We start from the raw sequence: 22,729 nt of genomic DNA, 5'->3' as shown, positions 1-22,729 counted from the left end.
CGGTCCGCGCCTCCTGGGGAGGCGCGGACCGTACAGCGGCTAGCGCTTGTGCTTGACGATCTTTTCCTGGTTGACGTCTTCCGCCTTGGTGGCGACGAACTCTTCGCGGCCGACGGAGGCGAGTGCCTTGCCCTCACCGGTCTGGAATTCGCGCTTGAAGGTGTCGACGGCCGCGGTGAGCTCGGTGACGGTGTCGTCCGAGAGCACGTTGGTCTCGCGCAGGGTGGTGAGGATGCCCGTGTTGCGGCCCAGGTAGTCGAGCAGTTCGCGCTCGAAACGCAGGATGTCTTCGAGGGGAACCTCGTCGAGCTTGCCGTTGGTGCCGGCCCAGATCGAGACGACCTGGTCTTCGACGGGGTACGGCGAGTACTGCGGCTGCTTGAGCAGCTCGGTCAGGCGGGCGCCGCGAGCAAGCTGGCGACGGCTGGCCGGGTCGAGGTCGGAGGCGAACATGGAGAACGCCTCGAGCGAGCGGTACTGGGCCAGTTCGAGCTTGAGGGTACCGGAGACCTTCTTGATCGACTTGACCTGCGCGTCACCACCGACTCGGGAGACCGAGATTCCCACGTCGACAGCGGGGCGCTGGTTGGCGTTGAAGAGGTCGGACTGCAGGAAGATCTGGCCGTCGGTGATCGAGATCACGTTGGTCGGGATGTACGCTGCGACGTCGTTGGCCTTGGTCTCGATGATCGGCAGGCCGGTCATCGATCCGGCACCGAGCTCGTCGGAGAGCTTGGCGCAACGCTCCAGCAGGCGGGAGTGTAGGTAGAACACGTCGCCGGGGTACGCTTCGCGTCCCGGCGGGCGACGCAGCAGCAGCGACACGGCACGGTAGGCCTCGGCCTGCTTGGACAGGTCGTCGAAGATGATGAGGACGTGCTTGCCGGCGTACATCCAGTGCTGGCCGATGGCCGAACCGGTGTACGGGGCGAGGTACTTGAAGCCGGCCGGGTCGGACGCGGGAGCGGCGACGATGGTCGTGTACTCCATCGCTCCGGCGTCCTCGAGCGCACCCTTCACCGAAGCGATGGTGGAGCCCTTCTGGCCGATGGCGACGTAGATGCAGCGAACCTGCTTGTTGGTGTCGCCGGACTCCCAGTTGGCCTTCTGGTTGATGATGGTGTCCACCGCGATGGCGGTCTTGCCGGTCTGGCGGTCACCGATGATCAGCTGGCGCTGGCCGCGGCCGATCGGGATCATGGCGTCGATGGCCTTGATGCCGGTCTGCATCGGCTCGTGCACGCTCTTGCGGTGCATGACGCCGGGCGCCTGCAGCTCGAGAGCGCGGCGGCCTTCGGTCTTGATCTCGCCGAGACCGTCGATCGGGGCGCCGAGCGGGTCGACGACGCGGCCGAGGTAGCCATCGCCGACGGGTACGGAGAGGACCTCGCCGGTGCGGTACACCTCCATGCCTTCGACGATGCCGGCGAACTCGCCGAGGACGACAACACCGATCTCGTCTTCGTCGAGGTTCAGCGCGAGGCCCAGGGTGCCGTCGGCGAACTTGATGAGTTCGTTGGCCATGACGCCGGGGAGACCCTCAACGTGGGCGATGCCATCGCCCGCGGTGGTGACGTAGCCGACCTCGGTCGTTGCGGTCTTGTTCGGCTCGTAGGACTTGACGAAGTCCTGGAGAGCGTCACGGATCTCATCGGGGCTGATCGTTAGTTCTGCCATCATCTTCCCTTTTCTGTACAGCAGTACAGGCTTTGTCTTTTCGACACGTTACCGTCTCGAGGTTTGTGTGTTCTGGGAACCCGAAGGTTACCCAGCAAGCTGCAGTCTCAAGTCCTTGAGACGGGTGGCGATGCTGCCGTCGATGACGTCATCGCCGATCTGTACTTTCAGGCCGCCGACGACGGATGCGTCGATGACCTGATTGATGGTGAGGTTGCGGCCGTATCGAACCGAGAGGGTCTTCGCGAGCCGGTCCAGCTGAGTGCTGTGCAACGGCGTCGCGGAGATGACGGTGGCGATGATGGTGTCGGCCTGGTCGGCCACGATCGCGGCGGCGTCGCCGAGCAGTTCACCGATGCGGCGGCCGCGGGGCTGCTGCACGAGGTGACGCACGATGACGAGGGTCTGCGCGCTCGCCTTGCCGGAGAGCAGCGCGTCGACGAGGCTCAGCTTGGCCGCAGCCGGCGTGAGCTTGCTGGTCAGCGCCAGTTCGAGTTCGGCGTCGGAGGAGACCGCCGCGCCGAAGGTGAACAGCTCGGAATCGATCGACACGTCCGCCGGAGCGGACGCGGCGGTCACGCGCAGGCCGAGCTCTTCGATCCCTGCGAGCAGGTCCTGGTGGCTCGACCAGCGGGCTGCCGCTGCCGACTGCAGCAGCTCGAGGGCTGCCGGCGTCAGCGTCGGAGCGAAGACCGCCTTGACCAGTGCGGTCTTGGCGGTCGCATCGGCTGAGGCGTCGCCGATGGCGGCCAGCAGCTGAGAGGAGTCGCCGATGACCCGGCCGGCGTCGAACAGGCTTTCGCCCGTCGCCAGATCGGCCGAGTCGGCGTGGGCGGCCAGGGCCGTCCGCGACGAGGCCAAGGCTTCTCTGGTGGCGCTTCCCATGTGTCTAGTGCTTTCCGGCCGACGGGGCCGTGTTCTCGGAGGACTCGATGTCGGCGAGGAACCTGTCGACGATGGCGCTGGCGCGCGCGTCGTCGGCCAGGCTTTCACCGATGACACCGGAGGCCAGGTCGAGAGCCAGGGTGCCGACCTCGCTGCGAAGCGAGGTGATGGCGGCCTGGTGCTCTGCTTCGATCTGCGTCTTGGCGGTGGCCATGATCCGGGCGGCGTCGTTGGACGCCTGCTCACGAAGCTCGGCGACGATCTGCTGACCGTCGGCGCGAGCCTGCTCACGGATCTGGCCGGCTTCGACGCGCGCCGCAGCGAGCTGGGCGGTGTACTGCTCGAGGGCAGCCTCCGCCTTGCGCTGGGCTTCGTCGGCCTTCGCGATGTTTCCTTCAATGGCCTCTGCGCGGTCGTCGAGGAGCTTCTGCATCCGCGGAAGAACGAGCTTCCAGAAGAAGAAGAGAATGACGACGAAGACGAAGGACGACCAAATGATGTCGTAGATCGCGGGAATGAGCGGGTTGACCGCCTCTTCCGCTTCTGCGGCGGCTGCAATCACTGAGTGAAGCATCGTGCCTCCTAACTATTTGTAGAAAAGAGGACTAAACGAAGATGAAGTACGTGGCGATACCGATGAACGCGAGCGCCTCGGTGAATGCGATACCGATGTACATCAGTACCTGGAGACGGCCGGCCAGCTCAGGCTGACGTGCGACACCCTCAATGGTCTTGCCAACGACGATACCAACGCCGATTGCCGGGCCGATAGCCGCGAGGCCGTAGCCGACGGTGGCAATGTTGCCGTTGATTTCCGCGAGAACGGTAACTGCGTCCACGTGTGTTTCCTTCCGTAGTGACGTATCCGGCGAGCGCCGAATGCGAGGTTAGTGCTCGTCAGCCAGCGCGAGCTGGATGTAGACAGCGGTGAGCAATGCGAAGACGTACGCCTGGAGCGTCGCCACCAAGAGTTCGAACAGCGTGAACACGAATCCGAACGCGAGGGTACCGACACCGAACAGCTTGAAGCCGCCGTCAGCGGTGAAGAAGAAGAACTGGGTCGCCGCGAAGAACAGCACCAGCAGGAGGTGGCCGACGACCATGTTCATCAGGAGCCGCAGGGTCAGCGTGACGGGGCGGATCAGGAACGTGGACACGAACTCGATCGGCGTGACGATGATGTACAGCACCGGGGGAACGCCGGGCGGGAAGAGCGAGTTGCGGAAGAACTTGCCGGGGTGCTTCTTGATGCCGGCGTAGAGGAACGCGGCGTAGGCGACCAGGGCGAGCACCAGCGGGACACCGATGACGGAGGTTCCCGCGATGTTCAGGAACGGGATCACACCGGTGAGGTTCATGAACAGAACCATGAAGAAGATGGTGGTGATCAGCGGAAGGAAGCGCTTGCCGTCCTTCTTGCCGAGCAGGTCCTCCGCGATGTTGACGCGCACGAGGTCCAGGCCCATTTCGACCAGGCTCTGAAGGCGGGTCGGGACGATCTTCATACGACGGGTGCCGGCCCAGAAGAGCAGCATCATCACGGCAACCGCGATGAAGCGGATGAGGATGATGCGGTTCATCTCGAACGGAGTGTCCGGGAAGAAGATCGCGGGCGGGAAGAACTCGTTGATCGTCGGACCGTGGAATTCACCGTCGTCGGACGCGAACGGAACGAGCAGGTTTACGGCGGTTTCTAGCAGCGCTTTCTCCTGGTTCGGGGCGTGGAGCTCTGCTCTCGCAACGACGAATATAGATGCCGGCCCTCGCGCCAGCATGGGCAACGTCGGACCGGGGTGAATCGCTCATAACCCTAGCAATAAACGAGCCCAGCTTACGAATCGAGTGAGCCCCGCTCAGTGCCTGATTGGGCCGTGCGGCGAGTCGCGAGTTAGGTCAGCCTCAGTCATCGTGCGGCGCGGGCGGCAGCACGACGTCGCTGGCGTAGGGCATCCGGCTCTTGAAGAGCACGATCGCATCGACCACGAGGGAACCGAGGACACCGGCGATGATGCTCAGGAACAGCACCAGCGGGTTGATCCACGGCTGGTCCTTGAGCAGGATCAGCAGCACCAGGAAGACCACGAACTTGAGCAGCCAGCCGCCCATCACGATGCCGAAGAAGGCGCCGATGGCGGACTCCCGGCCCGCGTAACGATTCGCCAACAGAATGCTGGCCGCGGTGATCCCCATGAACACGACGGCCATCAGGGTGCCGATCAGGGCGCTCAGCACGCCCACACCGCCCACGGTGAGCCCGCCGACGACCATGCCGATCACGGCGATCGCGAGGGCCAGCACACCGCCGTAGACGAGCACCTGGCGGAAGACCGGGATCGAGGTGGGCTGGGTGCTGGGTGTGGTGCTCATACGTGCTCCTTGGCGTTGTCAGACGCCTCGTCGAGGGGATCAAGCCGGGCAATGGTCGGGATGCCGATGGCGTCGGTCACCGGCGCGAGCTGGCTGGCCGCTTCGATGGCCTTGCGGCGGCTCAGCGGCGCGAGGGTCACCACGGTGCAGATCACCAGAGCGCTCACCAGGAAGACGGTGGCCCACCAGGTGGGCAGGCCGAAGAACACCGGCAGGACGTAGTAGAGCAGGCACCCCACGGATGCCGCGGCGGTCCAGCCGTAGAAGATCAGCACGGCGTGCAGGTGTGAGTGGCCCATGTCGAGCAGCCGGTGGTGCAGGTGTTTGCGGTCGGCGCTGAACGGGGATTTACCGGCCCGCACCCGCCGGAACACGGCCAGGCCGAAGTCGAGCAGCGGGATGATGAGGATGGCCACCGGCAGGATCAGCGGGATGAAGGCCGGGAACAGCTGCGCGCGGTTCATCGACGTGGGGTCGACCTGGCCGGTGATCGCGACGGCCGAGGTGGCCATCAGCAGGCCTACCAGCAGGGCTCCGGCGTCGCCCATGAACATCTTGGCGGGGTGCCAGTTCAGGGGCAGGAACCCCACGCAGGCGCCGATCAGGAGGGCCGCGATGAGGGAGGCGAGGTTGAAGTAGTTGGTGGGAGAGGTGTCGCGCACCAACAGATAGCTGTAGATGAAGAAGACACCGTTGGCGATGAGCGCCACGCCCGCCACCAGGCCGTCGAGCCCGTCGATGAAGTTGATCATGTTCATCACGATCACGATCGCCATCACGGTGATCACGATCGACATCCAGGACGAGCCGACGGTGAGGCCGCCGATGGGCAACGAGAACACCTGCACGCCCTGCCAGGCCACCAGGCCGGCGGCGATGAACTGGCCGAGCAGCTTGGTCATCCAGTCGAGGTCCCAGATGTCGTCGGCCACGCCGAGCAGCACGATCAGCAGTGCGGCGCCGAGGATGGCCATGATCTGGTGCGGGTCGGCGAAGATCAGCCGCAACGGCGCGAACTGCGACGCCACCAGGTAGGACACGCCGAAGGCCACCAGGATGCCCAGGAACATCGCGATGCCGCCGAGCCGGGGTGTGGGCCGGGTGTGCACATCGCGTTCGCGGATCTTGGGGTACAGCCGGTACTTGTGGGTGAGCTTGAGCACCACGATCGACATGAGGAAGGTGACGACGGCCGAGACCAGCGCCAGGAGGATGAAGAGAGTCATTTCTCGGCCACCGGGGCGAGCGCGTCGCCGATCACGGCTTCGATGGCGGCTCGGGAGATCACGCCGTTCCGCACGATCGCGAGCTTGCCGCCGTTGTCGGCGAAGCCGGTGGCGTCGATGATGGTGGACGAGGTGTCGCCGGGCCGGTCGCCGATGGCGTCGTAGTCGAGGCCGGCCACTCCCCCGTCGAGGTAGACGGCGACGCTCTCGCCGAGCATGTCTTCGGCGCCGATCACGTCGATGGCCGACGGCAGGCCGCTGGTGTTGGCGCTCGAGACGGCGAGCGGGCCGGTCTCGGCCAGGAGGTCGAGGGCCACCTGGTTGCGGGGCATCCGCAGCGCCACGGTGCCCTGGGTCTCGCCGAGGTCCCAGACCAGCGAGGGCTGGGCGTTGAGAACCACGGTGAGACCACCGGGCCAGAACTCCGCCACGAGCGCGCGCACGGGCTCGGGCACATCCGTGGCGAGGGCGTCGAGGGTGGGGATGCCCGGGATGAGCACCGGCGGCGGCGACTGGCGGTCGCGGCCTTTGGCATCCAGCAGCCGTTGCACGGCCTCGGGGTTGAAGGCGTCCGCGGCGATGCCGTAGACGGTGTCGGTGGGGATGACAACGAGCGCGCCGCGGCCGATCGCCGAGCGTGCCAGTCGCATGCCGGTCGCGAGTTCTGCGTCGACCGAGCAATCATAGATACGTGTCATCGGGCACGATTCTAGTGCAGCCTGCCTGGGAGGGCCCGGCGGCTGGCGGTGCGGCCCGTTTCACCGGCCTCACCCCGCGCGCCGCTCTCCCCTCTTTCGCCGCCCATCGGCGAACCGTGAGCAAAAGCCCCGCAAATCCCGGAATTCCGGGCGTGACTTACGGTTCGCGAGGGGTAAGCGTCTTCTCCAGGTAGATCTTGGTGGGCTCGTAGGCCAGGGACGCGTAGAGGGCCCGGGCCGCCGTGTTGCGGGCGAACACGTTGAGGGTGAGTTTGGCGGCGCCCAGCCGGGCGGCTTCGGTCTCGGCGAGCAGCATCGCCAGGCGGCCGTGGCCGCGACCTCTGAACGCTTCGAAGATCAGGATGTCGAGGATCCACCAGTTGTCGGGGTCGTCGACCGGTCCGGCGGCCAGCCAGAGCACGCCGACGTGCTCATCGGAAACCGTGACCGCGTAGACGTGCTGGCCCGGTGCGGGGATGCCGTGCGGGAATTCGCGCGCGGTCGACTCGCTCGCTTTTCTCTCGGCCGCGGCCCGGCTCAGTCCCGCCGCTTCGAGGTCGTCGGCGTAGTCGGCCGTGCTGGTGACGAGCCAGGCCGCCAGTTCTTTCGACGTCAGCGGGCGCAGGTCCGCGGCGGCGGCAGCTCCGACGCCAGGCTGACCGGATGCGGTCACGGCCGCAGCGCCGTCGTCGTGCGGTCGCGGGTGGTGAGGTCGCGGTGGGTGGCGGTGGCCCGCCAACCGTCGGCGTCCAGCAGCGCCCGGATCTCGGCGCCCTGCAGCTCGCCGTGCTCGATGATGAGCACGCCGCCGGTGCGCAGCAGCCGCAGGCCGGTCTGCGAGACCAGCCGCACCACATCCAGCCCGTCCGGTCCGCCGTAGAGCGCGTGGGCCGGGTCGAACAGGCGCACCTCGGGGTCCCGCGGAATCGCGTCGGCGGGGATGTACGGCGGGTTCGACACGACGACCGACACCGTGCCGTCGAGCTCGGGAAACGCCTCGGCGAGGTCAGCGAACACCAACCGGGCGTTGGGGGCGGCGACCTCGGCGAAGTTGCGGCTGGTCCACGGGAACGCGTCGGTGGAGTTCTCGCAGGCGAACACTCGGGCGTGCGGCACCTCGGTGGCCAGGGCCAGGGCGATGGCGCCGCTGCCGGTGCCCAGGTCTACGCCGATCGGCTCAGGGTCGGCCATCGAGCGCAGGGCATCGATGGCGAGTTGGGCGACCCCCTCGGTCTCGGGGCGGGGAACGAAGACGCCAGGGCCCACGTTGAGTTCGAGCGCCCGGAACGGTGCCCGTCCGGTGATGTGTTGCAGGGGTTCGCGGCGGGCGCGGCGCTCGACGAGGGCCAGGACGCTCGTCGCATCCGCGTCACCGAGGGCAGTGCCCATGATGGCGGCGGCCTGCACCTGGCCCCGGCTCTGGCCGAGCACGAAGCCGATCAGCAGGTCGGCGTCGACCTCCGGGTCAGCGATTCCGGACTGGCCGAGCGTGGCGGTCGCCAGCTCGCGCAGACGGGTGACCGTCGTGGGATTCGGGGAGGGCTGGGCTGGCGCGTTGCTGGGAGCTGTCACAAAGTGGAATCTTACGCAACTCTGTGGGTATCGTCGGGCTCTAGGCTGAACGAGGGATATTCCCCCGGTGGCGGCGTTAACTCCCCGCGGCAGGTCCGCACAACTCGGGCTCCAGGTGAGCCCCCAGGAAAGGTCTATCGATGTCCGCACGGATCTACTCAGACATTACCAAGACGGTGGGCGGGACCCCGCTGGTCAAGCTCAACCGGCTGACCGGTGACTCCACCGCCACGGTATTGGCCAAGCTCGAGTTCTACAACCCGTCCAGCAGCGTCAAGGACCGTATCGGCATCGCCATCGTCGACGCCGCAGAGGCCTCGGGAGAGCTCCTGCCCGGCGGAACCATCGTCGAGGGCACCAGCGGCAACACCGGCATCGCGCTGGCCCTCGTGGGCGCGGCCCGCGGCTACAAGGTGATCCTGGCCATGCCGGAGACCATGAGCAAGGAGCGCAAGATCCTGCTGCGCGCGTACGGCGCAGAACTCGTGCTCACCCCGGGGGCCGCCGGCATGCGCGGCGCGGTCGAGAAGGCCCAGGAGATCGTGGCCGAGACGCCCGGTGCGATCTGGGCGCGTCAGTTCGACAACCCGGCCAACCCGGCCATCCACAAGGCCACCACGGGCGTGGAGATCTGGGACGACACCGACGGAGCCGTCGACCTGCTCGTCGCCGGCATCGGAACCGGTGGCACCATCACCGGAGCCGGCCAGCTGCTCAAGGAGCGCAAGCCCTCGGTGCGCGTCATCGGCGTCGAACCCAAGGACTCCCCCATCCTCAACGGCGGCGCACCCGGCCCGCACAAGATCCAGGGCATCGGCGCCAACTTCGTGCCGAGCGTGCTGGACACCCACGTGTACGACGAGGTCACCGATGTGACCCTCGCCGACTCGGTGGCCACCGCGCGCGCCCTCGGCACCCAGGAGGGCATCCTCGCCGGCATCTCCGGCGGCGCCGCCGTCTGGGCCGCCCTCGAGCAGGCCAAGCTGCCCGAGAACGCCGGCAAGACCATCGTCGTCATCGTCCCCGGATTCGGGGAACGATACATCAGTACTGTCCTTTACGAAGATTTGGTCGACTAGGCCTGCGTTCCATCCGACCGACGAGAAGACTGGTGCCCGGCATGGGAGTGTTCGCCCGCGTTCGCGAAGACATTGCGATGGCTCAGCGACACGACCCCGCCGCGCACAGTAAGACCGAGGTCGTCCTGGGCTACAGCGGTGTGCACGCCGTCTGGGCCTACCGGATCACCCACCGGCTGTGGCTCGGCGGCTACCGGCTTCCCGCCCGGCTGCTCTCGCAGTTCGCCCGCTTCCTCACCGGGGTGGAGATCCACCCCGGTGCGAGCATCGGCCGTCGCCTGTTCATCGACCACGGCATGGGTGTGGTGATCGGCGAGACCGCCGTGGTCGGTGACGACGTGATGCTCTACCACGGGGTCACCCTGGGCGGGAAGAGCCGGCACGGGGTCGTGGCCGGGGCCCGGCGCCATCCGCTGTTGCACGATGGCGTGACCGTGGGAGCCGGCGCCAAGATTCTGGGCCCCATCACCCTGGGCGAATGGTGCACCGTGGGGGCCAATGCCGTGGTCACCAAGGACGCTCCGGCGCGTTCGATCCTGCTGGGTATCCCCGCGCGCGTGCAGCCGGGCACGGCCGAAGAGATCAAGGCCGCGCGCTGCTTGCTCAAATCCGACGCCTGAACCCGCCTCATCCGCGTTTTCTGCGATACGGCGGCGTTCGACGGATGCCGACGCGCAGGATCTTCGAGCCCGGCAATCCGCTGTAACACCCGGCCCGTTTGTGTCGGTTGTTGGCAGAATAGTTGTCATGACAACTTCAGCCGACGCCCCCACCGCCGCCCTCTCCCTGCCGATCCTGGACCTCTCCAGGCTCGACGCAGGCCCCGAGGAAGCCGCGGCGTTCCGTGCCGAGCTGCGCGAAGTGACCCACGAGTACGGATTCTTCTACCTCACCGGCCACGGCGTCCCCGCAGAGCTGATCGAACGTGTCATGACCACCTCCCGGGCGTTCTTCAACCTGCCCGAAGACGACAAGATGGCCATCGAGAACCTCAAGAGCCCGCACTTCCGCGGCTACACCCGGGTAGGTGGCGAACTCACCCAGGGCAAGGTGGACTGGCGCGAGCAGATCGACATCGGCGCGGAGCGCCCGGCGCTCGACCTCACGGCGGATGACGCCGACTACCTGCGCCTCGAGGGCCCCAACCAGTGGCCGGAGAACCTGCCCGCCCTCGAAGAGGTCATGACCAAGTGGCGCGACGAGCTCAATGACGTCGCCCTCCGGCTGATGCAGGCGTGGGCACTCTCCCTCGGCGCCCCACAGGATGTCTTCGACGCGGCCTTCGCCGAGAAGCCCTCGACCCTGATCAAGATCGTGCGCTACCCCGGCAAGTCCGACCCCACTCCCAAGCAGGGCGTCGGCGCGCACAAGGACTCCGGCGTGCTCACTCTGCTCTTCGTGGAGCCCGGCAAGGGCGGCCTGCAGGTGGAGAAGGACGGCGAGTGGATCGACGCTCCCCCGCTCGACGGCGCGTTCGTGGTGAACATCGGCGAGCTGCTCGAGGTGGCCACGGATGGTTACCTCAAGGCAACCGTGCACCGGGTGATCTCCCCGCTGATCGGCACCGACCGCATCTCGATCCCGTTCTTCTACAGTCCCGCGCTGGACGCCACCATCCCGGTGCTCACCCTGCCAGAGGAGCTGCACGCCCCGGGCATCACGGTGGACCCGGAGAACCCGATCTTCACCACCTACGGCGAGAACGTGCTCAAGAGCCGCCTGCGCGCGCACCCCGACGTCGCGGCGATCCACCACCCCGACCTGGTCAAGTAAAGGGTCAGGCCGCGGGGGCGGGGGCGTCGATCGCGAGTTTGACGCCCACCGCGCCCAGCAGGGTGCCGGTGATCCAGCGCTGCACGACCAGCCAGGTGGGCCGGCTGCGCAGGAACACCGCGATGGCACCGGCAGCCAGCACGATCAGGGTGTTCACCAGCATGCTCACGGTGATCTGCACCCCGCCGAGGATGAAGCCCTGCAGCATCACGTTTCCGGCGGACGGCGTCACGAACTGAGGGATCAGGGCCAGGTACATGATGGCCGCCTTGGGGTTGAGCAGGTTGGTGACCAGGCCCATCCGGAACAGCTTCGAGCGGGAATCGGCCGGCAGGTCCCTGGCTTCGAACAGCGACAGCCCGCCGGGCTTGAGGGTCTTCCAGGCCAGGTAGAGCAGGTACGCCGCACCGGCGATCTTCACTGCCGTGTAGAGCCACGGCACTAGCAGGAATACCGCGGCGAGGCCCACGTTGGCCATAGTCATGTAGACGAGGAACCCGACCAGGGTGCCTCCCAGCGAGACCATTCCCGCGCGCCAGCCCTGCCCGATGCTGCGGGAGACCAGGTAGATCATGTTGGGGCCCGGGGTGAGGACCATACCGAGGGCGACGAGGGCCATGCCGAGGACGGCGGGCAAGGTGACCATTTAGTGCAGCTCCTTCGCGAGCCAGTGCTCCGCATAGGGTTCGGTGTTGAACGGGTCGACCTCGGCGTAGCCGGATCGGGCGTAGAGGCGGCGGGCCTCGATGAGATCGCTGCGCACCGTCAGGCGGAGTGTGCTGAGCCCGGCCACCACGGCGAGGCCGTCGAGGTGGGCGAGCAGCCGGGAGCCGGTGCCGGTCCCCCGGGCCGCGGCCGCCACGTAGACGCGGGTCAGCTCGCCGATTCCGTGGCCGACGAAGCGCACCCCGCCGCAGGCCACGGGTTCGCCGTTCAGTATCCCGACCACGAGCACGCCGGTGTCGTCCTGCAGGTCGTCGCTCGGCTCGTCCGCCATCGCGGTGTCGACCTCGGCAGGCAGTGCGGCCCGACCCCAGTACCGGCCGACGATGTCGACGTAGTATTCCCGCAGCAGGGCGGCGGCAGCGGGCGAGCCCGGGGCGGTGGTGACAAAGGTGAGCCCGGGCATACCCAAAATCCTAGTTGGGCCGCCGCCCCTCGCCGGTCGCTCGTCGCCCCGGAGCCGCACCACACGCTGGTCGAGCCTGTCGAGACCCCGCGAGCCGTTCCCGGGAAGTCTGCCGCGGCATCCGCAGGACGGGTCACCAGGTTTCGACAAGCTCAACCACCGTACGGGCGCGCCCCACAGAGATGTAGCGAGCCAGTCTCGGGAACGCCACCCCACGCTGGTCGAGCCCGTCGAGACCCCGCGAGACGAACTCGGGAACGCAACCACACGCTGGTCGAGCCTGTCGAGACCCCGCGAGCCGGTCTCGGGGACTCTGCCGCGGCACCCGCAGGACGGGTCACCAGGTTTCGACAAGCTCAACCACCGTACGGGCGCGCCCCACAGGCACGTCGCAAGCCGGTCTCGGGAACACAACCACACGCTGGTCGAGCCTGTCGAGGCCCCGCGAGCCGGTCCCGGGAACTCTGCCGCGGCACCCGAACGACGGGTCACCAGGTTTCGACAAGCTCAACCACCGTGTGGGCGCGTCCCGCAGAGATGTCGCGAGCCGGTGTCGGGAACCCAGCCACACGCTGGTCGAGCCCGTCGAGACCCCGCGAGACGGACTCGGGGACTCTGCCGCGGCACCCGAACGACGGGTCACCGGGTTTCGACAAGCTCAACCACCGTGTGGGCGCGTCACGCAGAGCTGTCGCGAGCCGGTCTCGGGAACCCAGCCACACGCTGGTCGAGCCTGTCGAGACCCCGCGAGCCGGTCTCGGGAACTCTGCCGCGGCATCCGCAGGACGGGTCACCGGGTTTCGACAAGCTCAACCACCGTGTGGGCGCGCCCCACAGGCACGTCGCGAGCCGGTCTCGGGAACACAACCACACGCTGGTCGAGCCTGTCGAGACCCCGCGAGCCGGTCTCGGGGACTCTGCCGCGGCACCCGAACGACAGGTCACCAGGTTTCGACAAGCTCAACCACCGTGTGGGCGCGCCCCACAGGCACGTCGCGAGCCGCCCTCGGGAACGCAACCACACGCTGGTCGAGCCTGTCGAGACCCCGCAAGCCGATCCCGGGCACTCTGCCGCGGCACCCGAACGACAGGTCACCAGGTTTCGACAAGCTCAACCACCGTGTGGGCGCATCACGCAGAGACGGCGCCGGCCAGTCTCGGGAACGCAACCACACGCTGGTCGAGCCTGTCGAGACCCCGCGGAATGAGAAAGGGCGCCCCGGCCGAAGCCGGGACGCCCTTTCAGAACCAGGAGCTGTTAGTCGTGGTCGCCGATCTCGGCGAGGCGGGTGGCCTCGTCCGCGGTGATGCACGAGTCGATGACGGCATCCAGGGCACCGTTCATCACGGTGTCCAGGTTGTACGCCTTGTAACCGGTGCGGTGGTCCGCGATCCGGTTCTCCGGGAAGTTGTACGTGCGGATGCGCTCTGACCGGTCCATGGTGCGGATCTGGCCCTTGCGCACCAGCGAGGCGGCCTCGTCGATCTCTTCCTGCTGCCGGGCGAGGACGCGGGCGCGGAGCACCCGCATACCCGCTTCCTTGTTCTGCAGCTGGCTCTTCTCGTTCTGCATCGCCACCACGATCCCGGTGGGAAGGTGGGTGATGCGCACGGCGGAGTCGGTGGTGTTGACCGACTGGCCGCCGGGGCCGCTGGAGCGGTACACGTCGATCTTGAGGTCGTTCGGGTGCAGCTCGACCTCTTCGGGCTCATCCACTTCGGGGAAGACGAGAACGCCCGCCGCCGAGGTGTGGATGCGTCCCTGCGACTCGGTGGCCGGCACCCGCTGAACGCGGTGCACACCACCCTCGTACTTGAGGTGCGCCCAAACGCCCTCTGCGGGGTCTGCCGAGTTGCCCTTGATGGCCAACTGGATGTCCTTGATACCGCCGAGGTCGCTCGTGGTCTGCTCGATGATCTCGGTTTTCCAGCGCTTGGACTCCGCATAGTGCAGGTACATGCGCAGGAGGTCTGCGGCGAACAGTGCGGACTCCGCACCGCCCTCCCCCATCTTGATCTCCATGATCACGTCGCGGGCATCCAGCGGGTCACGCGGGATCAGCAGACGGCGCAGCTTTTCGGCTGCGTCCTCCAGCTGGTCCACGAGCCCGGGGATCTCGTCGGCGAAGGACTCATCCTCGTCGGCGAGTTCACGAGCGGCTTCGAGATTGTCGCCAATCTCTTTCCACTCGTTCCACGCGGCGATGATGCGGCTGAGCTCAGCGTAACGACGGTTGACCTTCTTGGAACGGGCGGGGTTCGCGTGCAACTCCGGGTCCGCCAACTGGGACTGCAGCTCGTCGTGCTCAGCCTGCAGAGTCAGGACAGACTCGAACATCAGTGATCCTTGTCTGACCCGTTCGGGGTCGGCATCGACTTCTGAACCTGCATCAGGAACTCGACGTTGGACGAGGTCTCCTTCAGCCGGCCCAGGATGACCTCGAGCGCCTGCTGCTGCTCGAGTCCGGCCAGCGCGCGGCGCAGCTTCCAGGTGATCTTGACCTCATCGGCGCTCATCAGCATTTCTTCGCGGCGGGTGCCGGATGCGTTGACGTCGACGGCCGGGAAGATGCGCTTGTCGGCCAGGTGGCGCGACAGGCGGAGCTCCATGTTGCCGGTGCCCTTGAACTCTTCGAAGATGACCTCGTCCATCTTGGACCCGGTCTCCACCAGAGCGGAGGCGAGGATGGTGAGCGAGCCACCGTTCTCGATGTTGCGGGCAGCGCCGAAGAACCGCTTGGGCGGGTACAGCGCGGATGCGTCGACGCCACCGGAGAGGATACGACCCGACGGCGGGGCCGTCAGGTTGTAGGCGCGGCCGAGGCGGGTGATCGAGTCGAGCAGCACGACGACGTCGTGGCCCAGCTCGACGAGGCGCTTGGCGCGCTCGATGGCGAGCTCGGCGACCGTGGTGTGGTCCTCGGCGGGACGGTCGAAGGTGGAGGCGATGACCTCACCCTTCACCGTGCGCTGCATGTCGGTGACCTCTTCGGGACGCTCGTCGACCAGGACGACCATGAGGTGGACCTCGGGGTTGTTCGTGGCGATGGCGTTGGCGATCTGCTGCATGACGATGGTCTTGCCGGCCTTGGGCGGTGCGACGATCAGGCCGCGCTGGCCCTTGCCGATCGGGGCGACGAGGTCGATGATGCGCTGGGTCAGCTTGCCCGGCTCGGTCTCGAGGCGCAGACGCTCCTGCGGGTAGAGCGGGGTGAGCTTCTGGAACTCGACGCGGGTCGCGGCTTCCTCGACGGTCAGGCCGTTGATGGAGTCGACCTTGACGATCGCGTTGTACTTCTGGCGGCCGCTCTGGTCACCCTCGTGCGGCTGACGGATCGAGCCGACGACGGCGTCACCCTTGCGCAGGTTGTACTTCTTGACCTGGCCGAGCGAGACGTAGACGTCGCTCGCGCCGGGCAGGTAGCCCGAGGTGCGCACGAACGCGTAGTTGTCGAGGACGTCCAGGATGCCGGCGACCGGGATGAGCACGTCATCGTCGGTCAGCTCGGGCTCGAAGTCGTCGTTCGTGGTGGCGCCGCGACGCTTGCGGTCACGGAAGCGGCTGCGGTTGTTGCGGCCGTTCAGCTCGTCCTCGGGGCCGGAGTTGCGGTCCAGGCCCTGGTTGCGGTCCTGGCCCTGACGCTCCTGCTGAGCGCGGTCGCTCTGCTGGCGGTCGTTCTGGCGGTCCTGCTGGCCCTGGCCGCGGTTGCCCTGCTGGCGCTGGTTGGGCTGACGGTCGCCCTGCTCGTCGGTGCCACGGTCATCCGTGGACTGCGCCGAACGGTCGCCCTGGTTGCGGTCGCCCTGGTTGCGGTCGCCGCCGCGGCTGCGGTTGCGGTTGCGGCCCTGGCGGGGCTGCTCGACGAAGTCGGACGCCTCGGTGGTCTCGGCGGCCTGCGTGTTGTCGGCGGACTCGGTCGCGGCGGGCACGGTCTCGGCCTGCTGGGCGTCGCTCTGCTGGGCGTCGGCCTGCTCGGCCGGCTCGGAGCGCTCGGTGCGGGCACCGCGCTGGTTGCGCTGGCGTCCGCCGCGCTCGTTGCGCTCGGCACGCACAACGCCCTCGGGGCGCTGGATGCGGGATTCGGTGCTCTCGGCGTCGACGGTGTCGGCCTCGGCCGCAGCGGTCGTGGTCTCCTCGACGGGAGCCTCGTAGCCGTCTTCGGCGTTCTGGGCTTCGATCAGCGCGCGGGCGTCAAAGGCGTTGCGGGCCGTGGAGGCGTTGTTGTTGTTGCGGTTGTTTCCGCCGTTACGAGAGGTGTTGCGGCCCTCGTTGCGGTTGTCGCCGCGGCCTTCGGTGCGCGCCTCGTTGCGGCCGTTGCCGCGACGGTTGCGGCCGTTGCCGGTCTGCTCGGTGGCCTGCTCGGTTGCGGCCGGCTGGGTGGCTGCGGGCGCCTCGACGGCGGGTGCGGCGGCCTCGGCGGCGTTCGCCTTGGCGACGGCCTCGGAGATGGCGGCCTCGGTGATGGTGGCGGTACTGGCGCGCTTGCGGGCCTGGCGAACCGGCTTCTCCACGACGGGGGCATCGGCGACGATGTCACCCTCGGTGGCGCCGGCGTAGGTGGTGGGGGCCGTGGTCTTGCGGGTCTTGGCGGCCTCGGGGAGGATCAGGCCGAGACCCAGGTCGCCGTCGGCGTTGACGTGGGCGACGGCGGGGGCCGCGGTGGCGGTGGTGACACGGCGCGAGACGCGCTTCTTGGGCGCGGCCTCGGCGGGCGCCTCGGCGACGGTCGCGACCTCGACGGGGGCGTCGATCACGATGGCGTCAGCCGCGGCGGGCTCGGTCGTCTGGGACTGGTTCGCGGTGATTGCGTCCACGAGCTCTCCTTTACGAAGTTTTGATGCGCCCTGGATACCCAGTTCGCCCGCCAGAGCCTGAAGCTCGGCGACGCGAAGGGTGGCAAGGCGTGAGATATCCACACCATCGGTGTGGAGATTGACGTTGGTCACGAAGTATTGTCCTTTCCCCTGGCGCCTCTTGGCCGGCCAGAGAAGATGTTGCAGCGCAGGTGGGCTGCGGGTGATCCAGTCCCACGCAGTGGCGGATTGGAGTGAACACACACAGCCACGCACAAATACGCAATAGCAGTGAGTTACAGGGAATACACCAGAGAACAGATCCGCGGAGGCGGTTTCTATCGGGTGCGCAACCACTCTAGCAGGTTCGGACGCCCGGATCGGCGGCGTGCCGCACCGAAACACGAGAAGAGCCCCCTCCCGACGTCGGGAAGGGGCTCTGTGCTCAGGCGTCGGTCAGACGTCGGTGCGGATGACCGTTGCACCCTTGAAATCGACGGCCAGCATGAGCGTCTGCCACGGCGTCTCGCTCTTCTCGGCCACGAGGTCCGCGGCCACCAGACGCTGGCCGGGGTCGCTGGCCAACACCAGGATCGACGGTCCGGCACCGGACACCACGGCGGCGAAGCCGTGCTCGCGCAGCAGCGTGATCAGCCGGTTGGTCTCGGGCATCGCGGCGGCGCGGTAACTCTGGTGCAGCTTGTCCTCGGTGGCCGCCAGCAGCAGCTCGGGGCTCTGGATGAGCGCCGCGATGAGCAGCGCGGAGCGGGACAGGTTGAAGACGGCGTCTTCGTGCGGCACCGACTCGGGCTGCAGGCTGCGGGCCAGCGCCGTGGACATGGCGTGCACGGGCACGAAGACCAGCGGTGAGACGCCTCGGTGCACCATGAGCTTCTTGTGCTTCGGGCCCTCCGGGGTCATCCAGGCGATGGTGAGTCCGCCGAACAGGGCAGGCGCCACGTTATCGGGGTGCCCCTCCATCTCGGTGGCCAGCACGAGCAGCGCGTCGGAGTCGATGTCGACGATGCCCTCGAGCAGGCCCTTGGCGGCCATGATGCCCGAGACGATCGCGGCACCGGATGAGCCCATGCCGCGGCCGTGCGGAATCACGTTCTCGGCGATGAGCTTGAGCCCCGGCAGCGGGATGTCGTAGGCGGCGAAGGTGTGCGCGATGGCGCGCACCACGAGGTTGCTCTCGTCGGTGGGCACCTCGCCCGCGCCGATGCCGTGCACCTCGACGAAGACGCCGGGCTCGTCCAGCACTTCCACCTGCAGGTGGTCGTAGTGGGCGAGGGCCAGGCCCAGGGTGTCGAAACCGGGGCCGAGGTTCGCGGTGGTGGCCGGAACCTTGACGACGACCGAACGGCCGGCCAGCGCGTTGCGTCCCGCTACGGGGAGCGCGGTGGTCATTTCTGGCCCAGGCCCAGGAGTTCGGCGATCGCGGCGGTGTCGACGGGCACGATCGTGGGCTTCACGTCGCTGCCGTCGGCCGTGCGAAGGGCCCACTGCGGGTCCTTCAGGCCGTGGCCGGTGACGGTGAGCACCACGGTGGAGCCGGCCGGGATCTGGCCGGCGTCGGCACGTTCGAGCAGGCCCGCGACGCTGATCGCGGAGGCCGGCTCGACGAAGATGCCCACCTCGGCGGAGAGGATGCGGTAGGCCTCGAGGATCTTCTCGTCGCTGATGGCGCCGAAGTAGCCGTCGCTCACCTCACGGGCGTTCAGGGCGAGGTCCCAGGAGGCCGGGTTGCCGATGCGGATGGCGCTGGCGATGGTCTCGGGGTGTTCAACGCGGTGACCGAGCACGATCGGGGCGCTGCCTGCGGCCTGGAACCCGAACATCCGGGGCAGTTTGGTGGTGGCGCCGCGGGCGAGCTCTTCGCTGTAGCCGCGGAAGTAGGCGGTGTAGTTGCCTGCGTTGCCGACCGGCACGATGTGGATGTCGGGGGCGTCTTCGAGCACCTCGACGACCTCGAAGGCCGCGGTCTTCTGGCCCTCGATGCGGTCGGGGTTGACCGAGTTGACCAGGTGAACAGGGTAGTTCTTGGCGAGGTCGCGGGCGATGTCGAGGCAGTCGTCGAAGTTGCCCTGCACCTGCAGCAGCTGCGCGTTGTGCGCGATGGCCTGGCTGAGCTTGCCCATGGCGATCTTGCCCTCTGGCACCAGCACGACAGCCTTGATGCCCGCGTGGGTGGCGTACGCCGCGGCGGAGGCCGAGGTGTTGCCGGTGGAGGCGCAGATGACGGCCTTCGCGCCGTCTTCGACGGCCTTGGACATGGCCATCGTCATACCGCGGTCCTTGAACGAACCGGTGGGGTTCATCCCCTCGTACTTCACCCACACCTTGGCGCCGGTGCGCGCGGAGAGCGCGGCGGCGGGGATCAGCGGGGTGCCGCCCTCACCGAGCGTGACGATGGGGGTGGCATCGCTGATGTTCAGCCGGTCGGCGTACTCGCGCAGCACACCCCGCCACTGACGGGACTGGGTTTTCACCATCTGGTGCTGACCGGTCTCTCGTTCGCTGGACATCAGACTCCTTCAACTCTTAATACGGATGCGACATTGGTGACGACACTGTTGGCGGCAAGGTCGATCACGGTCGCGGCAAGCGCAGCCTCCGTGGCCTCGTGCGTTCCAATGACTAGGGTAGCTGTGCCCGACACGGCGGCGTGACTGCCGCTGACGGGCTCTGCGGGCGTCATCGACTGTTCGACGAGCGCGAGCGAGACCTCGTTTTTGCTGAACACGCCGGCGATCGTGGCGAGCACACCGGGTTCGTCGGTGACCTCGAGGGTGACCGCGTATCGGGTGGTGACCTTGCCGATATCGAGCACCGGCAGGTCCGCGTGGTTGGACGCGGCGAATCCAGGGCCGCCCACGACGTGGCGGCGCGCCACCGAGACGAGGTCGCCGAGCACGGCGGATGCGGTCTGCACTCCCCCGGCGCCGGCGCCGTAGAACATCAGCGGGCCGGCGGCCTCGGCCTCGACGAAGACGGCGTTGTTGGCGCCGTGCACGGAGGCGAGCGGGTGGCTGTGGTGCACCATGGCCGGGTAGACACGGGCAGAGACGCCCTCTTCGCCGGTCTCCGGGTCGATCAGGCGTTCGCAAATGGCGAGCAGCTTGACCACGTAGCCGGCCTTGGTGGCCGATTCGATCTGCTGCGGGGTGACTCCCGTGATGCCCTCGCGGTAGACCTTCTCCAGCGGCACGTTGGTGTGGAACGCGAGGCTGGCGAGCAGCGCGGCCTTCTGTGCGGCGTCGTACCCGCCGATGTCGGCGGTGGGATCGGCTTCGGCGTAGCCGAGCTCGGTGGCGGTGGCGAGGGCCTCTTCGAGGGTGTCGCCGGCCACGTGCATCCGGTCGAGGATGAAGTTGGTGGTGCCGTTGACGATGCCGAGGATGCGGTTGACGGTGTCGCCCGCGAGGCTGTCGCGCAAGGGCCGCACGATGGGGATCGCACCGGCGACGGCGGCCTCGTAGTTGAGCTGGGCGCCCACCTGGTCGGCGGCTTCGAAGAGTTCGGCGCCGTGTTCGGCCAGCAGGGCCTTGTTGGCGGTGACGACGTCGGCGCCGGAGTTGATCGCCGTGAGGATGTAGCTGCGGGCGGGCTCGATGCCGCCCATCAGCTCGATCACGATGTCGGCGCCGAGGATCAGCGAGTCGGCGTCGGTGGTGAGCAGTTCCCGGGGCAGGTCGGCCGACCGCGGGGCGTCGAGGTCGCGCACCAGGATGCCGACGAGCTCGAGGCCCGCGCCCACCCGGTTGGCGAGCTCGTCGCTGTGCTCGAGCAGCAGCCGGGCCACTTGGGCGCCGACGGATCCACCTCCGAGCAGGGCGATTCGCAGATTGCGGTATTCGATCATCGGGTGGTTTCCTTCATGTCGTTGGTCGAGCCAGCCGCGCCGGTCGAGCCGGCCTCGCCGGTCGAGCCAGCCTCGCCGGTCGAGCTTGTCGAGACCTCGCCGGTCGAGCTTGTCGAGACCTCGCCGGTCGAGCTTGTCGAGACCTCGTGAGCCGATCTCGGGACCCCCGCGTCCCGCGCCAGCAGATCGTCAATCGTCTCCCCTCGAACAATGACCCTGGCTTCCCCGTCCGCCACGGCCACAACGGCCGGCCGCCCCACATAGTTGTAGTTACTGGCCAACGACCAGCAGTACGCGCCGGTCGCCGGCACCATGAGCAGATCGCCCGGTGCCACGTCCCCCGGCAGGTAGTCGGCGTCCACGACGATGTCGCCGCTCTCGCAGTGCTTGCCGGCCACGCGCACCAGCGCGGGCGCGGCTTCCGACACCCGGTCGGCGATGCGCACCGAGTACTCGGCGCCGTAGAGGGCGGGGCGGGCGTTGTCGCTCATGCCGCCGTCGACGCTCACGTAGAGCCGGGTGTTCTCGCCGATACGCACGGGCTTGGTGGTGCCCACCTCGTAGAGGGTGACGCCGGCTGGTCCGATGATGACCCGGCCGGGTTCGATGGCGATCACGGGCACCGGGATGCCGCGGCGGGCGCACTCGGCGGCCACGATGTCGGCCAGCGCCGCGGCCAGGTCGGCCACTGGGCTGGGGTCGTCGACGCTGGTGTAGGCGATGCCGAAGCCGCCGCCGAGGTTGAGTTCGGGCACCGGGCCGCCGGCCAGCAGGTCGGCCTGCAGGCTGAGCAGCCGAGAGGCTGATTCGGCGAAACCGTCGACGCCGAAGATCTGCGAGCCGATGTGGCAGTGCAGCCCGAGGAAGTTGAGGCTCGGCTGGGCGCGGATCGCGGCGACGAGCGCCGGGGCGTCCTCGAAGACCACGCCGAACTTCTGGTCTTCGTGCGAGGTGGCCAGGAACTCGTGGGTGTGCGCGTGCACGCCGCTGTTCACCCGCAGGCGCACGTTCTGCACCATGCCGTGGCGACCGGCAGCCTCGGCGACCCGCTCGATCTCGACCGGACTGTCGATGATGATCGTGCCGACGCCCACGCGGGTGGCGTCGTTGATCTCGGCGCGCGACTTGTTGTTGCCGTGGAAGCCGATGCGGCCGGGCGCGACGCCCGCGGCGAGGGCCACGGCGAGTTCGCCGCCGCTGCAGACGTCGATGTTGAGGCCGGCCTCGACCATCCAGCGGGCCACCTCGGTGGAGAGGAACGCCTTGGCGGCGTAGTAGACACGCACGGTGGTGCCGATGCGGGCGAACTCGGCGTCGAACGCCGCGCGCAGCTGGGCGGCGCGGGTGCGCGCATCCGTCTCGTCGATCACATAGAGAGGAGTGCCGAATTGGGCGGCCAGGTCGCCGGCGCTGACGCCGCCGATCGTGATGGCGCCGTCGTCGGTGCGACGGGCCGAGGAGGGCCAGAGGCCGTCGGTGAGCGTGTTGGCATCAGCTGGGGAGCTGAGCCACTCGGGGGCGAGTGGGTTATGGGCCACGGGTGAAAACCTCACAGGAGTCAAGTGGGTGTCTCACGAAGTGGCGAGCGAACCCGGATTGGTCCCTGAAGCCAGCGAAGAGACGCGCCGAAAGGGGCGCGGGAATCTACCGGAATTCTAGCGACT

Annotated in this window: 21 protein-coding genes; 3 read left to right on the top strand and 18 right to left on the bottom strand. The window is 67.8% G+C overall.

What is annotated here, in order from left to right; all coding sequences use genetic code 11:
• Positions 1-39 precede the first annotated feature (39 nt).
• From atpA to prmC, 10 genes are all read right to left on the bottom strand, one after another.
• Positions 40-1,677, bottom strand: a complete 1,638-nt coding sequence (atpA, locus tag PA27867_RS04195) for a F0F1 ATP synthase subunit alpha (protein ID WP_066599031.1) — start codon at positions 1,675-1,677, stop codon at positions 40-42.
• Between the two features lie 87 nt (positions 1,678-1,764).
• The gene (locus PA27867_RS04190) at positions 1,765-2,562 is read right to left on the bottom strand and encodes a F0F1 ATP synthase subunit delta (protein ID WP_066593682.1); all 798 of its coding nucleotides are present in this window, start codon (positions 2,560-2,562) and stop codon (positions 1,765-1,767) included.
• A 4-nt stretch (positions 2,563-2,566) separates the two neighbouring features.
• Positions 2,567-3,136: a F0F1 ATP synthase subunit B gene (locus PA27867_RS04185; RefSeq protein ID WP_066593676.1), complete on the bottom strand. Its 570-nt coding sequence runs from the start codon at positions 3,134-3,136 to the stop codon at positions 2,567-2,569.
• A gap of 31 nt (positions 3,137-3,167) precedes the next feature.
• Positions 3,168-3,401 carry an ATP synthase F0 subunit C gene (atpE, locus tag PA27867_RS04180; protein WP_066593671.1) on the bottom strand — a complete coding sequence of 78 codons (234 nt, stop codon included), beginning with the start codon at positions 3,399-3,401 and terminating at the stop codon, positions 3,168-3,170.
• Between the two features lie 48 nt (positions 3,402-3,449).
• Entirely contained in the window at positions 3,450-4,337 is an 888-nt protein-coding gene (gene atpB / locus PA27867_RS04175) for a F0F1 ATP synthase subunit A (RefSeq protein ID WP_084020674.1), read from the bottom strand.
• 124 nt (positions 4,338-4,461) lie between these two features.
• Positions 4,462-4,929, bottom strand: a complete 468-nt coding sequence (locus PA27867_RS04170) for a hypothetical protein (RefSeq protein WP_066593666.1) — start codon at positions 4,927-4,929, stop codon at positions 4,462-4,464.
• Positions 4,926-6,155 (bottom strand): MraY family glycosyltransferase, encoded by a 1,230-nt coding sequence (locus PA27867_RS04165; RefSeq protein WP_066593663.1) that lies wholly within the window; start codon positions 6,153-6,155, stop codon positions 4,926-4,928. Before PA27867_RS04165 ends, PA27867_RS04170 begins: the two co-directional genes overlap by 4 nt.
• On the bottom strand, positions 6,152-6,853 hold the full coding sequence (locus PA27867_RS04160; RefSeq protein WP_066593659.1) for an L-threonylcarbamoyladenylate synthase: 702 nt from the start codon (positions 6,851-6,853) through the stop codon (positions 6,152-6,154). The genes PA27867_RS04165 and PA27867_RS04160 overlap by 4 nt, the downstream gene beginning before the upstream one ends.
• Positions 6,854-7,010: 157 nt before the next feature.
• Positions 7,011-7,526 (bottom strand): GNAT family N-acetyltransferase, encoded by a 516-nt coding sequence (locus tag PA27867_RS04155; RefSeq protein WP_208857298.1) that lies wholly within the window; start codon positions 7,524-7,526, stop codon positions 7,011-7,013.
• Complete coding sequence (gene prmC, locus PA27867_RS04150; protein WP_066593654.1) at positions 7,523-8,425, bottom strand: peptide chain release factor N(5)-glutamine methyltransferase; 903 nt, start codon at positions 8,423-8,425, stop codon at positions 7,523-7,525. Before prmC ends, PA27867_RS04155 begins: the two co-directional genes overlap by 4 nt.
• Positions 8,426-8,565: 140 nt before the next feature.
• Between prmC and cysK the strand changes: the two genes are divergently transcribed.
• The 3 genes from cysK (at position 8,566) to PA27867_RS04135 (ending at position 11,277) form a co-directional block, all read left to right on the top strand.
• On the top strand, positions 8,566-9,504 hold the full coding sequence (gene cysK / locus PA27867_RS04145) for a cysteine synthase A (protein WP_066593652.1): 939 nt from the start codon (positions 8,566-8,568) through the stop codon (positions 9,502-9,504).
• Positions 9,505-9,545: 41 nt separating this feature from the next.
• The gene (gene epsC / locus PA27867_RS04140; RefSeq protein ID WP_066593649.1) at positions 9,546-10,124 is read left to right on the top strand and encodes a serine O-acetyltransferase EpsC; all 579 of its coding nucleotides are present in this window, start codon (positions 9,546-9,548) and stop codon (positions 10,122-10,124) included.
• 127 nt (positions 10,125-10,251) lie between these two features.
• Positions 10,252-11,277 carry an isopenicillin N synthase family dioxygenase gene (locus PA27867_RS04135; RefSeq protein ID WP_066593641.1) on the top strand — a complete coding sequence of 342 codons (1,026 nt, stop codon included), beginning with the start codon at positions 10,252-10,254 and terminating at the stop codon, positions 11,275-11,277.
• A gap of 4 nt (positions 11,278-11,281) precedes the next feature.
• Here PA27867_RS04135 and PA27867_RS04130 read toward each other — a convergent pair whose 3' ends face one another.
• From PA27867_RS04130 to lysA, 8 genes are all read right to left on the bottom strand, one after another.
• Positions 11,282-11,923 carry a LysE family translocator gene (locus PA27867_RS04130; RefSeq protein WP_066593639.1) on the bottom strand — a complete coding sequence of 214 codons (642 nt, stop codon included), beginning with the start codon at positions 11,921-11,923 and terminating at the stop codon, positions 11,282-11,284.
• Positions 11,924-12,406, bottom strand: a complete 483-nt coding sequence (locus tag PA27867_RS04125; protein ID WP_066593637.1) for a GNAT family N-acetyltransferase — start codon at positions 12,404-12,406, stop codon at positions 11,924-11,926. It abuts the gene before it with no gap.
• 1,258 nt (positions 12,407-13,664) lie between these two features.
• A complete protein-coding gene (gene prfA, locus PA27867_RS04120; RefSeq protein ID WP_066593635.1) occupies positions 13,665-14,744 on the bottom strand; it encodes a peptide chain release factor 1 in 1,080 nt (359 codons plus the stop codon).
• Positions 14,744-17,353, bottom strand: coding sequence for a transcription termination factor Rho (gene rho, locus PA27867_RS04115; protein WP_066593633.1), 2,610 nt, complete (start codon positions 17,351-17,353; stop codon positions 14,744-14,746). The genes prfA and rho overlap by 1 nt, the downstream gene beginning before the upstream one ends.
• Positions 17,354-17,656: 303 nt before the next feature.
• Positions 17,657-18,610, bottom strand: coding sequence for a homoserine kinase (thrB, locus tag PA27867_RS04110; protein WP_066593630.1), 954 nt, complete (start codon positions 18,608-18,610; stop codon positions 17,657-17,659).
• Positions 18,607-19,728, bottom strand: a complete 1,122-nt coding sequence (gene thrC, locus PA27867_RS04105; RefSeq protein WP_236900833.1) for a threonine synthase — start codon at positions 19,726-19,728, stop codon at positions 18,607-18,609. Before thrC ends, thrB begins: the two co-directional genes overlap by 4 nt.
• Positions 19,728-21,065 carry a homoserine dehydrogenase gene (locus PA27867_RS04100; protein ID WP_066593627.1) on the bottom strand — a complete coding sequence of 446 codons (1,338 nt, stop codon included), beginning with the start codon at positions 21,063-21,065 and terminating at the stop codon, positions 19,728-19,730. Before PA27867_RS04100 ends, thrC begins: the two co-directional genes overlap by 1 nt.
• Positions 21,062-22,603, bottom strand: a complete 1,542-nt coding sequence (gene lysA / locus PA27867_RS04095; RefSeq protein ID WP_084020670.1) for a diaminopimelate decarboxylase — start codon at positions 22,601-22,603, stop codon at positions 21,062-21,064. The genes PA27867_RS04100 and lysA overlap by 4 nt, the downstream gene beginning before the upstream one ends.
• Between the last annotated feature and the right edge of the window lie 126 nt (positions 22,604-22,729).

It is taken from the genome of Cryobacterium arcticum (assembly GCF_001679725.1).
Classification (GTDB): Bacteria; Actinomycetota; Actinomycetes; order Actinomycetales; family Microbacteriaceae; genus Cryobacterium; species Cryobacterium arcticum_A.
This window is presented reverse-complemented; position numbering and strand designations above follow the sequence as displayed.

What these genes read in the sequence shown, in the direction of transcription:
- atpA (WP_066599031.1), bottom strand. Translation starts at nt 1,677, where the DNA reads ATGGCAGAACTAACGATCAGCCCCGATGAGATCCGTGACGCTCTCCAG.
- PA27867_RS04190 (WP_066593682.1), bottom strand. Translation starts at nt 2,562, where the DNA reads ATGGGAAGCGCCACCAGAGAAGCCTTGGCCTCGTCGCGGACGGCCCTG.
- PA27867_RS04185 (WP_066593676.1), bottom strand. Translation starts at nt 3,136, where the DNA reads ATGCTTCACTCAGTGATTGCAGCCGCCGCAGAAGCGGAAGAGGCGGTC.
- atpB (WP_084020674.1), bottom strand. Translation starts at nt 4,337, where the DNA reads ATGCTGGCGCGAGGGCCGGCATCTATATTCGTCGTTGCGAGAGCAGAG.
- PA27867_RS04170 (WP_066593666.1), bottom strand. Translation starts at nt 4,929, where the DNA reads ATGAGCACCACACCCAGCACCCAGCCCACCTCGATCCCGGTCTTCCGC.
- PA27867_RS04165 (WP_066593663.1), bottom strand. Translation starts at nt 6,155, where the DNA reads ATGACTCTCTTCATCCTCCTGGCGCTGGTCTCGGCCGTCGTCACCTTC.
- PA27867_RS04160 (WP_066593659.1), bottom strand. Translation starts at nt 6,853, where the DNA reads ATGACACGTATCTATGATTGCTCGGTCGACGCAGAACTCGCGACCGGC.
- cysK (WP_066593652.1), top strand. Translation starts at nt 8,566, where the DNA reads ATGTCCGCACGGATCTACTCAGACATTACCAAGACGGTGGGCGGGACC.
- epsC (WP_066593649.1), top strand. Translation starts at nt 9,546, where the DNA reads ATGGGAGTGTTCGCCCGCGTTCGCGAAGACATTGCGATGGCTCAGCGA.
- PA27867_RS04135 (WP_066593641.1), top strand. Translation starts at nt 10,252, where the DNA reads ATGACAACTTCAGCCGACGCCCCCACCGCCGCCCTCTCCCTGCCGATC.
- PA27867_RS04130 (WP_066593639.1), bottom strand. Translation starts at nt 11,923, where the DNA reads ATGGTCACCTTGCCCGCCGTCCTCGGCATGGCCCTCGTCGCCCTCGGT.
- PA27867_RS04125 (WP_066593637.1), bottom strand. Translation starts at nt 12,406, where the DNA reads ATGCCCGGGCTCACCTTTGTCACCACCGCCCCGGGCTCGCCCGCTGCC.
- prfA (WP_066593635.1), bottom strand. Translation starts at nt 14,744, where the DNA reads ATGTTCGAGTCTGTCCTGACTCTGCAGGCTGAGCACGACGAGCTGCAG.
- thrB (WP_066593630.1), bottom strand. Translation starts at nt 18,610, where the DNA reads ATGACCACCGCGCTCCCCGTAGCGGGACGCAACGCGCTGGCCGGCCGT.
- thrC (WP_236900833.1), bottom strand. Translation starts at nt 19,728, where the DNA reads ATGTCCAGCGAACGAGAGACCGGTCAGCACCAGATGGTGAAAACCCAG.
- PA27867_RS04100 (WP_066593627.1), bottom strand. Translation starts at nt 21,065, where the DNA reads ATGATCGAATACCGCAATCTGCGAATCGCCCTGCTCGGAGGTGGATCC.